Origin of the sequence: Lacisediminihabitans profunda (genome assembly GCF_008040105.1) — a bacterium.
GTDB classification, from domain to species: Bacteria; Actinomycetota; Actinomycetes; order Actinomycetales; family Microbacteriaceae; genus Lacisediminihabitans; species Lacisediminihabitans profunda.
In genome coordinates this window covers 43,194-56,575 of sequence record NZ_VRMG01000002.1, presented here as the reverse complement: position 1 = coordinate 56,575, position 13,382 = coordinate 43,194, and the positions used below count along the sequence as shown (strand labels likewise).

At 62.8% G+C, this 13,382-nt stretch carries 10 protein-coding genes; 3 read left to right on the top strand and 7 right to left on the bottom strand.

Going from position 1 to position 13,382, the window contains the following annotated elements; translation table 11 throughout:
- Positions 1-63: 63 nt before the first annotated feature.
- Positions 64-756 carry a GntR family transcriptional regulator gene (locus FVP33_RS00840; RefSeq protein WP_147781751.1) on the top strand — a complete coding sequence of 231 codons (693 nt, stop codon included), beginning with the start codon at positions 64-66 and terminating at the stop codon, positions 754-756.
- On the opposite strand, the gene FVP33_RS00835 is transcribed toward FVP33_RS00840, so the two are convergent.
- From FVP33_RS00835 to FVP33_RS00825, 3 genes are read right to left on the bottom strand one after another with little or no spacing between them, the layout of a single operon-like run.
- Positions 743-1,690 carry a 3-hydroxyacyl-CoA dehydrogenase gene (locus FVP33_RS00835; RefSeq protein WP_222706585.1) on the bottom strand — a complete coding sequence of 316 codons (948 nt, stop codon included), beginning with the start codon at positions 1,688-1,690 and terminating at the stop codon, positions 743-745. The genes FVP33_RS00840 and FVP33_RS00835 overlap by 14 nt on opposite strands.
- Positions 1,687-2,934, bottom strand: coding sequence for an iron-containing alcohol dehydrogenase (locus tag FVP33_RS00830; RefSeq protein WP_147781749.1), 1,248 nt, complete (start codon positions 2,932-2,934; stop codon positions 1,687-1,689). The genes FVP33_RS00835 and FVP33_RS00830 overlap by 4 nt, the downstream gene beginning before the upstream one ends.
- Complete coding sequence (locus FVP33_RS00825) at positions 2,934-4,397, bottom strand: NAD-dependent succinate-semialdehyde dehydrogenase (RefSeq protein WP_246142108.1); 1,464 nt, start codon at positions 4,395-4,397, stop codon at positions 2,934-2,936. Before FVP33_RS00825 ends, FVP33_RS00830 begins: the two co-directional genes overlap by 1 nt.
- A 292-nt stretch (positions 4,398-4,689) precedes the next feature.
- Between FVP33_RS00825 and FVP33_RS00820 the strand changes: the two genes are divergently transcribed.
- A complete protein-coding gene (locus tag FVP33_RS00820; RefSeq protein WP_147781747.1) occupies positions 4,690-6,429 on the top strand; it encodes an AAA-type ATPase lid domain-containing protein in 1,740 nt (579 codons plus the stop codon).
- Between the two features lie 44 nt (positions 6,430-6,473).
- On the opposite strand, the gene FVP33_RS00815 is transcribed toward FVP33_RS00820, so the two are convergent.
- The 4 genes from FVP33_RS00815 to FVP33_RS00800 all read right to left on the bottom strand — a co-directional run bounded on the left by FVP33_RS00815 (position 6,474) and on the right by FVP33_RS00800 (position 12,004).
- Positions 6,474-7,484: an ABC transporter permease gene (locus FVP33_RS00815; RefSeq protein ID WP_187270522.1), complete on the bottom strand. Its 1,011-nt coding sequence runs from the start codon at positions 7,482-7,484 to the stop codon at positions 6,474-6,476.
- The gene (locus tag FVP33_RS00810) at positions 7,481-10,018 is read right to left on the bottom strand and encodes an ATP-binding cassette domain-containing protein (RefSeq protein ID WP_147781745.1); all 2,538 of its coding nucleotides are present in this window, start codon (positions 10,016-10,018) and stop codon (positions 7,481-7,483) included. Before FVP33_RS00810 ends, FVP33_RS00815 begins: the two co-directional genes overlap by 4 nt.
- Before the next feature lie 12 nt (positions 10,019-10,030).
- The gene (locus FVP33_RS00805) at positions 10,031-10,750 is read right to left on the bottom strand and encodes an SDR family NAD(P)-dependent oxidoreductase (protein ID WP_147781744.1); all 720 of its coding nucleotides are present in this window, start codon (positions 10,748-10,750) and stop codon (positions 10,031-10,033) included.
- Between the two features lie 102 nt (positions 10,751-10,852).
- Positions 10,853-12,004 carry a substrate-binding domain-containing protein gene (locus tag FVP33_RS00800; protein ID WP_187270521.1) on the bottom strand — a complete coding sequence of 384 codons (1,152 nt, stop codon included), beginning with the start codon at positions 12,002-12,004 and terminating at the stop codon, positions 10,853-10,855.
- A 445-nt stretch (positions 12,005-12,449) separates the two neighbouring features.
- Here FVP33_RS00800 and FVP33_RS00795 point away from each other — a divergent pair, with 445 nt between their 5' ends.
- On the top strand, positions 12,450-13,355 hold the full coding sequence (locus tag FVP33_RS00795; RefSeq protein WP_147781742.1) for an alpha/beta hydrolase: 906 nt from the start codon (positions 12,450-12,452) through the stop codon (positions 13,353-13,355).
- Positions 13,356-13,382 lie beyond the last annotated feature (27 nt).

Genomic DNA, 13,382 nt, shown 5'->3' with positions numbered 1-13,382 from the left:
CCCCTGAACCACGACACGAAGGCGCGAGGCTAGAATCGTTCACGGTTGGCGGAAGGTTCCCCTATGGACGCATCGAGACGAGTCACTCCCGTGGCCGCCCCTCTGCGTAATCTGGTCGTCCGAGCGCTACGCCAGGAGATCCTCGATGACGTGATGCATCCCGGAGACCGACTCTTGGAGAGCGCGCTGTGTGAGCGTTACGGAGTCTCACGAACCGTTGTGCGCGAAGCCCTTCGACAACTCGAATCCGAGAGATTGATCACGGTGCTGCCGAACCGGGGGCCCATCGTATCGGTGCTCTCGGTTCACGACATCACCTCGCTGTACGAGGTCCGCGGGAGCCTCGAAGGGCTGGCCGGCGAACTTTTCGCGCGCAATGCGAGCGAGGCGGATGCCGTCGCGCTCATCAACCTCCTCGACAAGATGGAATCGACGTACCTTCACGGCGACCTCCGAAGCCGTGGATCCTCGAAGGACACCTTCTATCGGATCCTGCTCGCGGGCGGGCGCAACGAGATCCTCGCCGAGGACCTGAGCCGGGTACACACTCGGATCGGAATATTCCGTCACTACGCGTTTCTCGACGAGGACCGAGTCTCGACCTCGATGCTGGAGTTGAGACGAATCGTCGATGCGGCCGCCCGTCAGCGCGATGCGGCCCGCGCCCGCGCGGCCTGCGAGGAACACATTCGTCTCGCCGGCGAGCTGGCGATCGTGGAGTACAGGCGCCGGGTTCCGGATCTCACGCATTCTTAGTCGGCGACGGATCGTGGTCGAGCACTTGTCGACGAAGGAGTTGCTCGTCGCGCCAGCGCACGCGTTCGTCCCAGTGGTCGAGCGGGAGCTGCTCCCGGCGCTGTCTGGCAACTTCAGTGACCAGTTCGTCCGTCCACGGGTCATCCTGACCACGTTCGGCGCCCATCCGCGCATACGCAGGCCCCATCTTCGCGGCGTGCGACTCGACACCACCTCGAGTGTTGAGATCGATCGTCTCGAAGGGGCCGATCACACTCCAGCGTCGACCGAGCCCCTGAGTGACTACGAGGTCGATGTCGGCCACGCTCGCGACACCATCCCTCACCAGGGCGTAGGCCTCACGAAGCAGAGCGCCCTGCAGTCGGTTGAATACGAAGCCCTCGATCTCCTTGCGCACTCGAACGGGCCTCAGCCCGGCCTCGACGTAGATCTGTTCCGCTCTATCAACGATCTCTGAACTCGTGAAGGGCGACGGGACCAGTTCGATCACGGGGATGAGGTATGGCGGGTTCCCCGGATGCGCAATGAGTACACGATCCCGGGCTGGGGTTGCCGTCGCAAACTGGCTGGCCACGATCGCCGACGATGAACTCGCGAGTACGGTCTTCGAGTCGCTGTAGGCGCCAAGCTGCTGAAAGAGTTCGCGCTTGATCTCGAGCGACTCCGGAGCGCACTCCTGAACCAGTTCGGCGCCGTCTAGCGCGTCGAGCAGGATGTCGTGATAGCTGACCCGAGCCGCGATGGTGTGAGTCGGCTCGTGGAGGGCGTCGAACCGGTCAAGCAGGTCCAGACGATCGAGGAGGTCCGGCGTCGCGCGATCGAAGGCTCCGGGGAGCGCGTCCCACATACGGACGTTGAAGCCCGCCCTCGCGAACAGGAGTGCAAACGCGACGCCGATTGACCCGGCGCCCGCGATCGCCACGGTCCTCGTCACTCGATCACCCACCAGGAGCGGTCGTTGGCGTATCCGCGCTCCAGCAGCGCCACGATCGAGTTCTCCGTGAGCACCCGGGGGTTGTTCGAGGTGAGCCGGGTCGCAAGCATTGCCTGTTGGGCCACGAACTCGAAGTCCTTCGGCTCGAGGCCGAGCTCCTTGAGGTCGCCGGGGACACCCAGGATCGAAAGAATCTGCTCCACCCTTTCGATGGCGGCGTGTGCCTGGTCGAGCTCGGGCTGTGCGGCATCGGCGACCCCGAGCAAGCGCCCGATCTCCGCGAACACCGCCACGCGCGCAGGAAGGTTGAACCGCATCACATAGGGCAGCAGAGCGCCGACTCCGATGCCGTGCGGCGAGTGGGTCAGATTACCGATTGGCGACTGGATGGCATGGGCCGCTGCCGTGCCCGCGGTGTTGATGGCCATGCCTGCACAGTAGGCGGCGAACATCGTGTCGGCGCGCGCCTGCAGGTCGGACGGGTCAGCAACCACCGCCTCCAGCGATCGCCCAAGGAGCTCGATGCCAGTGCGGCAGTACACGTCGGTGAGCACGTTCTTGCCCACGTAGAGATGCTGGTCGATGTCGTCCGCGCTCGGGTTCTTCGCGCGATCGGTGAATGACTCGATGAGATGCGAGAGCGCATCCGCTCCGGTCGCTGCGGTCAGCCCAGGCGGGCAACTGAGGGTGAGTTCGGGGTCGATGATCGCCGCGACCGCCTCGAGGTACGCGCTCGCCACTCCCACCTTCATGTGCTTCTCGTCGTCGAAGACAACGGCGATGCAGGTCACCTCAGCGCCCGTTCCGCCCGTCGTCGGGATGGTGATCACGGGCAGACCGGGCCGCGGCACCAGGTTCTCGCCGAAGTAGTCACGGATGTCACCGCCGAGCGACAACATCAGCCCCGCGACCTTTGCCATGTCAAGGCAGCTTCCTCCGCCCAGGCCGATGACCACATCGACCTGCTCGGATCCGAATCGCCGTTGAATGTCGACGACGTTGCTGCGGGGAAGGTCCGGTTCGACGTCTGAGTAGACGGACACCGCAATCCCGTTCTCAGTCAGTGACGCGGCGATTTCGGCGTATTCCGCAGTCGTCGCCATTCGCGAATCCGTGCAGATAAGGACGTGCGAGCCGAGTGGCTTGACGAGGTAGGGAAGCTGCCGACGCTGGCCCGCTCCGAACAGCACCGTCTTCGGCTGGCGGAGCAGGCCGAGCCCCAGATCGTTCTCAATGCTTGCCATCAGAGAACCACCGTCTCGTCGATCGTGAGCGCAAGGTACTTGCGCTCAAGGAACTCGTAGATCCCGTCGTGACCGCCTTCGCGGCCGAGCCCTGACGCCTTGATACCGCCGAATGGTGCGGCCGGATCCGCCATGATGCCGCGATTGATCCCCACCATCCCGAAATCGAGCTTCTCCGCGATCGCAACGGCTCGCGAGAGGTCCTTGGTGAACAAGTACGCCGACAGGCCGTAGTGCGTGTCATTCGCGAATTCGATCGCCTCGGACACGGTGTCGACCGTATACAGGGCAGCGACCGGCGCAAACAGCTCCTCGTTGGCGAATTCGTGCTTCAGGCCGCTGAACCTGAGCACCGTTGGCTCGTAGAAGAAACCCTGCCCATCGATGGCATGACCTCCGGCGAGCAACTCGGCACCAGACGCCTGGAACGCATCCACAAGCCCCACCACCCTGTGCCGCTGTCGTTCGGAAATCAGGGGCCCCACTGTGACGGCGGGGTCGAAGCCGTGACCGACTGCGAGCTGTCGAGTCTTCTCGACGAACGCCTCCACAAACCGGTCGGCGATCGCCGAGTGCAGGATTATCCTGTTCGCTGCGACACAGGCCTGGCCGGCATTTCGGAATTTGCAGATGATCGCCTGATCCACCGCGAGTTCGAGATCAGCATCATCCAGGACGATGAAGGGGCCGTCACCGCCCAGTTCCATCGAGGCATTCATGATGTTCGCGGACGCTTGGGCGAGCAGTGTCCGGCCCACGCCGGTCGATCCCGTGAAGCTCACCTTGCGCAGCCGATCGTCGGCCATCAAGCCCGCAGAGACATCGGCTGAGGTGCTGGTGTGGATGAGGTTGATGACGCCCGCCGGGAAGCCCGCCTCGTTCAGGGTGTCGGCGAACAGAGCGGCAGTGAGTGGAGTCTCACGCGCAGACTTCATGATTACCGTGCAGCCGGCTGCGAGGGCCGCACCCGCTTTGCGCGCCGACATCAGCATCGGAAAGTTCCACGGCGTGATCAGCAGGCTGGGGCCAACGGGCTGGTGGGTTTCGATGACTCGATACCCGCCACGGGAACCTTCCTGGTAGGTGCCATGCAGGTGTGCGATCTGCTCGCTGTACCAAAGGAAGAAACCGGCCGACAACTCGAACTCGCCCACCGCCTCGGCTCGAGGCTTTCCGCTCTCGCTGACCATGACATCCGCGAAGGCATCGGCTCGCTCGACCAGCAAACGATGCGCGCGGTGGAAGAGGTCCGCTCGAGCCCGCGGAGGCCAGGCACGCCAACTCTCCGCTGCGGCGGTGGCTGCGTCGAGGGCCTCGCGGGCCTCGACCGGTGAACCGTCTGACATGTCGGCGATCGTCTGGCCGGTGGCTGGGTTCGCCACGGCGAAGGTGCGCTCCGTCGAGCGCCACTCGCCGCCGATCAGAAGCGCGGTCGGGACGATGTGGCCGTGAATCTCGACCACCAAGTCGGAGGTCGGGGTAGTGAGGGTAGAGCTGGCCATGTGGCATTCCTTACTTTGAGCGGATGACGCGCGAACGGATGGCGGATGGTGACGGCGGATGAACCCGGGAATGCCGTATTATGGTATTACGCAGCGGTTGCCGTGGAGGCCCGGCTGACCGAGTAGCCATGACGTGTCTGAAACGCCCTACACTGATCGGCAAAACACTCATCGGCACCTGAAGACGTTCTGCACCAGCGGATCGCGACCGGCGTTGACGTACCCGTGCCAAAAGCGACAAAGGAGTTGCTGCGTGAACCCACCCCTCGACGGAGTGTCTGACGGCAATGCAGTGCGGCTGACTAAGGAACAGGCGCTGGGCGGAACCGACGAACACGGCACCCCCACTACTGAGTTGGTTCGGTCGTGGGAGCGATCGCATGCCGCTCTCGGCGCCCCGGGCAACGTCGAAGTGAAGCATGTGCCCGAGAGCCTCTTGGACGAGCACCTCCTCGAGATGTTCCACGCCCCGCTCACCAAGTTCGCGCAGGACCTCGAAGGCACCGGCCTTGGCCTTCTGCTGGCGGACTCGCGCGGGCAGATCCTTCAGCGCTGGTACCAGGACCGTCAGGCCATGTCCCACTTCGACCGCGTCGGCACTGTACGAGGCGCCGTCCTCGCCGAGAACGTCGTCGGGACGAACGGCGTCGGCACCGTGATAGCGACCGGCCGAGCCCTGCAAATCAAAGGCGAGGAGCACTTCGCGGAGTTCTATCGGGACGCGGTGTGCACCGGAGCCCCGGTGCTGCACCCCATAACGGGCAAGCTCATGGCGGTGGTGACCCTGTCGTGCGATCTCACACCACGCAGCGACCTCCTCAAACCGCTTGTGCGCTCGATGACGACCCAACTCGAACAGCACCTCATGTCGGTCGAACACCCCGATGCCCGGGAAATGCTGGGCGCCTTTGTGAGCCTCACCCGCCAGCAGCCGGGCCCGGTCGTCGCATTCGGCCCCTTGGGCATCATGATTCAGAGTTCGACGGCGAGCGTCATGAGCGATCATGACAAGTCCCTCTTGCAAGTACTCGCCGGCGAAGGGCGACCGAGCGGTCGGTACGCGGTCGAGTTGTCGTCCGGTCTCACCGATCTGAATCTCACTCGAATTGGACGCGACAACAGCGTCATTTCGGTCGCCCCCGCAGGACCGGATTCCGACAGGCGAACCTTTGCGAAAGGGTTCGCTCTCCCCCGCGTTGTCGGTCGCTCCCCTGGATGGCTCGCCGTCGCGAACCAGGTCGATCGCCTTCGTGATTCGCGTGAACTCGTGATCCTTGTCGGGGAAGCAGGCGTCGGGAAGACGACGCTCGCGCTCGGTACGCCGTTCAAATCAGGGTTGACGGCTCCGAATTCGGCCCTCATCGATGCCGCGCAGCGCCACATCCTGGGAACTCGGGAGTGGCTGACACGATTGTCGGAGGCGCTTGAGACACGGCACAACGTCGTACTGCGAGGAATTGAGACGCTCGATGCGCCCGCACTGGATGGTGCGCGATCGCTTCTCGATTCACGCACGACATCCGGTGCGGTGTTCATGACGCTGACGGCGGATGCACCCGAAGAACTCGAACCGCACATCCTCAGGTTTGCCGCACAACCGATCACATTGCCGCCGCTTCGGGACCGGATACTGGACCTCGAGGAGCTCTGGGCTTCCCTGGTCGCCGCGATCGCTCCCACCTCACGGATGGACTTGTCGTCCGAGGCCGTTGACCTGCTCCGAGCGTACGACTGGCCTGGGAATGTCAGGGAGTTGCGCCAGGTGATCAACCAGCTCGCCAGTTCCGGTCGTACAGGGAAGATAGTGCCTAGCGACCTGCCGACGACGATGCAGAACAAGCGAACCCTCAGCCTCATCGAGAGAGTGGAACTCGAGGCCATTCGCAAGGCGTTGGTGGTGGCCGGCGGTAACCGGATGAAGGCGGCCGACATCCTCGGCATCTCCCGGGCGACGGTGTACCGCAAGATGAAGGCATATCGACTCGGCTCGTAGTGGCTCACGGTTCACTTCCTCTCGTTCGACGATCTGATGAGCGGTCAGGCTGGCGCGGGCGACAGCCTGCGGCGGGCCAGGGCGGCCGAAATCCTCGGAACAATCTCGCGGAGCAGCACCACGATGATGAGGACCCCGGCCTGGATCAGGAGTTGCATCGCCTCTGGCAGACCAACGGCACGCAAAAGCTGGGCCAGCTGGGTGAGGAACAATGCCGCCACTCCCGATGCCACGATCGCAGCTCGTCCTCCGGTGAGCGCTGTCCCGCCGAGTACTACGGCCGCAACCGTCGGCAGGAGGTAGGCGTCTCCGAAGAACAGCGGTGGCGTGGTGACATAGCCGGTGTACAGGATCGCGGCGACTCCGTAGAGCGCGCCCGCAAACGCGTAGGCAACGATCTGGTAGAGCCCGACGCCGATTCCGAGCACAGATGCAGCCTTCTCACTCACGCCCACGGCCGTGAGACGACGGCCGATGATGGATCGCTGAGTGACGAAGCCGATGAGCGCGACGACAAGAATTGCGACGATGAGCGCGTTCGGCACGCCGATCGATTTCGAGGTCGCGAAGTCCGCCAACGGCTGCATCGCTCCCGCCGGAGTTCCGTTCGAAAGTCCGAACACGGTGCCAAGAAGTACGGCGTTCATTCCCAGAGTTGCGACCAGGGGCATCACGCCGAAACGTGTGACAAGAATGCCGTTCACGAGTCCAGCGGCGGCTGGGAGCACTATCGCGGCAACAATTGCGAGCCCCAACGGCCAGCCATTGTTCTGAGGCAGACCAGAGACGAGCGCGGCACCGAAGGCCATCATGCCCGGCACGGACAGATCGAGACCGCGCTGCTGAACGACAAGTGTCTGCCCGACGCCCGCGATTGCGAGGACTGCCGCGAACGGCAACATTCCGAGCACCGCTGGCCCGCCGAGGCTTCCCGGCGCGATGACGGGGCTCACGAGAAACAGGGCAACGGTGGCCACCCAGATCGCGACAGAGCCACCCCCAAGAACGCGCTTGAGAGGCGCATCCAAGGTCTTTTTGTCGATCGTGGATGTCATGAGTTCCTCCTGATACGTCGAATCTGCGCGTAAAGAACCGCCGCGCAAATGGTGATTAGTCCAGGAAGCCAATATCCCCATGCCCCGGACAGGCCAAGGAACGCAGGAACTCCAAGAACCTGCGCGACGAGCAGCGCTGCTGCGAGAACGCCGATGAAGGAGCCCCGTCCCCCGAAGATGCTCGCGCCTGCAAGAACGACGACGGTCACGGACGACAAGGTGAACGACAGGCCAGGACGGCCGTCGCCGATGCCGATCTGAGCGAATTGGAGCACACTGGCGGGCACAACGAGCAGTGAGGTGAGGATGTAGGACAGCAGGTGCGCGCGCTTCGAGTTGATTCCGAGACGCTCTGCAGCGTCCTTGCGTGAGCCGACCGCGCGCAATTCAACACCCCAGCGAGTTCGACGAAGCGCGAACTCGACGAGAAGAGCAATGATGACGGCGACGATGGTCGCGACTGGAACGAAGCCCACATTGGTGAACACCACGGCGCTCAACTGTGTCGAAACAGCGCCGCCGGGGGTGTTGCGCAATGTGAGGAATGTGCCCTGAAGCGCCAGAGCCATCGCCAGGGTCACAACAACCGGGCTCAAATTGAATCTGGTCACGAGGAACCCATTGACGAACCCCACCGCGAGAGCCGCCACGACAAGAATTGCCAGGCCCAAGACCAAATTCCCGCCGTCGATGATGAAGAAGGACGCCGTAACCACCAAGAATCCCATGAGGGGTCCCACCGACAGGTCGAAGCCCGAACCCATGACGACCACCTGCTGGGCGATTCCGATGAAGATCAAGGGCGCAGCGATGAACAGAAGATTGTTGAGGCTGAAGGCCGAAAAATACGCCGGGTTCGACACACCGATCACGATGGCCAATGCGGCCACCAGAAGGCCGAGCACGGCAGCCGGGGACTGGTCTCCCCGCATCCATCCGTGCAGTCGAGTCGCGGTGGTCGCCTTGAACGGCTCGCGCTTTCGAACAGAGGTCGAGGTGAGCGCGGTCCGGGTGACCTCCGCTTCCGTGACGTCAGCTCCTTCAAGCTCTGCAATGACGCTTCCGCGAGACATGATCAAGACACGGTCGCAGAGGCCCTCCAGCTCGACCCCGTCAGACGAAAGCAGGACGACGGCAGCGCCCGAATCCGCGATGCTTCTCAGGATCTTGTAGATGTCTATCCGCGCACCCGCATCGACGCCCTGAGTCGGTTCTTCCGCAAGCAACACCTTCGGGTTCGACAGCATGGTTCGCGCGAGAACGACCTTCTGCTGGTTGCCACCCGACAGCGACCCCACGGCGGTGCGCGATGATGGCGTCTTAATGCCCAGGCTGTGAATCTGTTCGTCGGCAATCTTCGTGATGTTCTTCTCGCTGATCACTCCACCCCTCGAAACCGAGCGGAGCTTCTTCATGACGACGTTCTCGCCCACCGTCAAGGGCAGGAAAACCCCCTCGGCGTGGCGGTCAGAGGGTACGTAGACCACCCCAGCGCGCGCCGCGGCAGTGTTGCTGGACAGCCTGACCGAGGAACCCGCGATCGAGATCGATCCGGACGCCGACTCGATCCCCGCGAGCGCACGGATCAATTCGGTCTGACCGTTACCCTGCACCCCGGCGAGCCCGACGATCTCGCCGGCACGAACGCTAAACGAAACGTCGGCGAACTGATGCCCGGTCAGTCCCGCCACGGAAAGCCGTTCTTCTTCGCGGACCGTGCCCGCAACTGACCCCTTAGGGGGAAAGACCGTGTCGAGCGCTCGACCCACAACACGCTCGATGATGTCTGTCTCAGTCACCTCGTTCGCGAAATATGTTCCGCGGGTCTGGCCATCGCGAAGCACCGTGATCCGGTCCGCGATCTGAAGCACCTCGGGAATGCGATGAGAGATGTAGACGACCGCGGCTGAGTCCTTGACGAGTTCGCGTACACGACGGAACAGTCGCTGGACTTCCTCGATACTGAGGTGCTCGGTCGGCTCGTCAAGGAGCAGCACACGGGGCTTCAAGGCCAACGCCTTCGCGATCTCAACCACGAACCGTTGCTCGACCGACAGTTCGGAAACCCTCGCCCGCGCACTTATTCCCATCTCCCACGGGTCGAGCTTCGACTGGGCCCAGGCTGGTGCGGCACGCAGTCCTCCGGCACGCGTGTAGCCGACGCCAATCGCCATGTTCTCGGCGACAGTAAGGTCAAGCAGGAGGGCAGGATCCTGACGCACGATTCCCAGTCCAAGCGAACGAGCCTCGTCCGGAGAGGCTGCGGTGAGAAGAGTCCCTCCGATTTCGACGGTCCCCGCATCCGGCTCGAGTGCGCCGGAAGCCACCGCCATGAGAGTGGACTTGCCCGCCCCGTTCTCGCCCACGAGCGCATGCACCTCGCCCGCTCGGACTTCGAGGGTCACGTCCGACAGTGCGCGGACGCCCGGAAAAGACTTGACTATGTCCGTGAGCCGAAGGAGCACTTCCCCGTTGTGCTGCTCGGATTGTTCGGCAGGGCCATCGGCCTGAGCGAGCTCGCTTACGTTCTTCATTTTTCTCCGTCCCTACTGGGCGAGGTATCCGCCGTCGATGACCAGCTCGGCCCCGGTCATGAAGCTGGACTCATCGCTTGCGAGGAAGACAGCCCCCCAGGCGATCTCTTCGGGCCGCCCGGCTCGACCCATGGGAGTCATACTGACGACGTAGTCGTTGACTTCCGGGGCCTGGGCGTCCGTCAAGGGAGTCTCGATGAAGCCTGGGTGGAGCGAGTTCACCCGGACACCAGTGGTGGCGTAGGTGATGGCGGCGTTCTTCGACATGTTGCGAACCGCGCCTTTGGTGGCGTGATACGCGTGGGCACCGCTCACAGCGGCGTTGCCCCAGATGGATGAAACATTGATGATCGAGCCGACGCCGGCGGCAAGCATCCCGGGTAGCACCTCGCGCATCCCCAGCCAGACGCCGGTCTGATTGACAGCGACGACACGGTCCCAATCCGCAACACTGAGCTCGTGAAGGGGGTCATACGCGATGATGCCGGCATTGTTGACCAGCACATCGATCCGACCGTGACGTTCGAGTACGGCCGAGACGAGGTCTTTCCAACCGGCCTCCTCGGCCACGTCCTGCTTGTGAAACTCGATGTTTCCCGAGAAGTCCGCGTGATCGGATTGGCTCGTGGCGATCACCGTGGCGCCTTCTCGAGCAAAAGCTTCGGCAATCGCGCGACCAATGCCGCGACCGGCGCCGGTGACGATGGCGACTTTGCCATCCAGTCGATTCAATGTGTACCTCCGGAATTGGGTTGCCAAGACGATCAACCGACTGGTTGCTTCGTCATCGAAGTGGGGTCCCGGTGCCTCGAGAGAGGCACCGGGACGGGTGTGCTATTTAGTGGAGAACAGTTTCGTCTGCTGCGCGACGGTCAGTCCGGATGACAGAATTGCGTCATTCGGCAGAGACTTCTCACACACCGGCTGCTGCGATGGGTTCGTCGAGTCCTCGATGATTCCCAGGTTGAAGGTCGAAGGCTCCGAGTTGAGGATCCCGTTGTATGCCGCCAGTCCCTTGTGCAATGCGGCAATCGCGACCCAGTTGCGGGACGACTCAGTGGCAATCTGGTAGTTCGGTTGTGTGCTCTTGTACTGGTACCACAGGCACGCGAACTGGTTGGAGTCGTTCGCAGACCACGGCGGGACTGGCTTGCCCGCATCAATGAAGGCCTGGATTCCACCGACCGACCCTCCGCCGTAGTCGGCTACGACTCCGTCGATGGTGCCGAACTTGGTGATGAGACCGGCAACCACCTGCTTGGTCTTGCCGGGCTCCCACCCGGTGTCCACCGGAATGTCACCGATCTTTGTGTTCAGCAGTGTGATTCCTGGGTTGGCCGCAACCGCCTTCTTGACTCCCTCGTACACCGCCTGAGAGTAGGGGTTGCCCGCCTGACCGCCGGTCATCAGCAGATTCCCCTTCCCGTGCATCTGCTTGATGGTCCAGTCGGCGAGACCTTTGCCGTAGGTGTCAACGTTTTCAGAAACGAAGTCCACGTAGTCGACGCCCGGCTTACCGCCAGGAGATGCGACGATCGGCACGAACTTGACGCCGGCCGCGGTGGCCTTCTTGATCGTCGGAAGAAGGGCAGGGCCGCCGTCGGTGAACGAGACGATCACGTTGACGCCCTGGGCGGTCAGGGAGTTGATGTCGGAAATCGCCTTCTGAGTATCCGCCTGGGCATCGGTGTAGACGACTGAGGTGATGTTCTTGCACTTGGCCGCCTCCGCCTCGAATACGGCGCGAGTGGTCTTGCGCCAGGAGTTGCCACCAAAACCGTCTGCATAGGCGACTTTGATCGGCTTTGTGCCGCAGAACTTGGAGATGTCCTGAATCTGACTCTGCGTGCCTGCAACGCCAACCTGCTGGCCTTTCGCGCCACCTGGGGACGATGTGCCGCCCGCGGCACCCGGCGCACCAGACGAACACGCGCTCAGCGCGAGCACGCCGGCAACGGCCAGCACTGCAACGAAGTTCTTCTTCAAAATTTGCACACTTTCTCTCGTGATTGAAAGGAACACCGAATCACTGGTCGGAACCCGACAGCGTGTGGTTCGGCATAAAGCACGGCATCTCAACTTGTGATTGGGGCTCGGAGTCGCCAGCGCGATGAGTGTCTTCTCTGACTGTGTTTCATCTGCTCTGACGAACTACGGATGTGCGCTTCGCTACTACTTGGAGCTCTGCCGACCCCAGGCTGGTTGTCCCCAGTCACGGAATCGGGCTGAGGCTGTTCTGCCTCGCAAAACCAAATATTGCAGCGCTCAGACCGTCGGAATGAGTCACGTTGAGACGCGAGTGATTCATTTTGAGACAGCGCTTTGAACACAGTTTTCTGCCGTGCAGTCTGAATTCGTGGCACACGCCACACCCCCGTTTCGTTATGCGCCGACGCATCGCCGCGTCGAGCGCTCGCACGCAAGGAGCACCATGTCGACCCCTAAGCCGACCGACCTTCTCGGCGAAATGTACGCCGAGTGGATCAATGAGATGACCCGCTACCCAGACATGTCCATCGGACTCCTTCGTATCGTCTTCGAGGACTGGCAGCGCGCAACGGCCGAGCCCGAAGACGTCACGTACGCCAACACCGAAATCGGCGGAGTCCCCGGGATCCTGGTGACTCCGACGGGAAGCGACCCCGCGCAGATGCTCATCGTCATGCATGGGGGTGGGTTCGCACTCGGCTCTGCCGCGACACATCGCAAGCTCGCTGGGCATATCGCCAAGGCGTGCGGGGCTGTCGCGTTCGTCGTCGACTTCCGGCGGGCCCCCGAATTCAAGTATCCGGCCCAGATCGAAGACGGTCTGGCGGTCTATTCGGCGCTTCTCGATCGAGGCGTGCTTCCGGAGAACGTCACGCTAGTCGGTGACAGCGCAGGTGGCAACCTGGCGATAAGCATGGCGATGCGCGCACGGCGCCTGGGCCTCCCGACTCCGGGTCGCGTGATCACCCTCTCGCCGTGGCTGAACATGGAGAACAACGGCGCGACCCTCGAAAGCAACAACGACACGGACTTCCTCATCGCGCCCGAGGGCTTGCAGGGAAACATCGACCGCTACATCGAAGGGGTGACGGAACCCACGAATCCGGACGTCAACCCGCTCTATGCGGACTTCGCCGGATTTCCCCGCCTCTACATCTGCGCGGCCGACACGGAATCACTCTTCGACGACGCAGTTCGACTAAGGCAATTGGCCTCAGACGCAGGTGTCGACGTGACGTTCTCGATCGGCGAAGGCATGCAGCACGTCTATCCGTTTCAGGCCGGAAATCTCGCCCGTGCGGACGAGGAGATCCGACTTATTGGTGAGTGGTACCACGCCGTCCGCTGACTCTTCCACCAGCCACCTGGCAAAACA

Excerpts from the sequence above, each read along its gene's own strand:
- FVP33_RS00840 (WP_147781751.1), top strand. The coding sequence starts at position 64 with ATGGACGCATCGAGACGAGTCACTCCCGTGGCCGCCCCTCTGCGTAAT.
- FVP33_RS00830 (WP_147781749.1), bottom strand. The coding sequence starts at position 2,934 with ATGGCAAGCATTGAGAACGATCTGGGGCTCGGCCTGCTCCGCCAGCCG.
- FVP33_RS00815 (WP_187270522.1), bottom strand. The coding sequence starts at position 7,484 with ATGACATCCACGATCGACAAAAAGACCTTGGATGCGCCTCTCAAGCGC.
- FVP33_RS00810 (WP_147781745.1), bottom strand. The coding sequence starts at position 10,018 with ATGAAGAACGTAAGCGAGCTCGCTCAGGCCGATGGCCCTGCCGAACAA.
- FVP33_RS00795 (WP_147781742.1), top strand. The coding sequence starts at position 12,450 with ATGTCGACCCCTAAGCCGACCGACCTTCTCGGCGAAATGTACGCCGAG.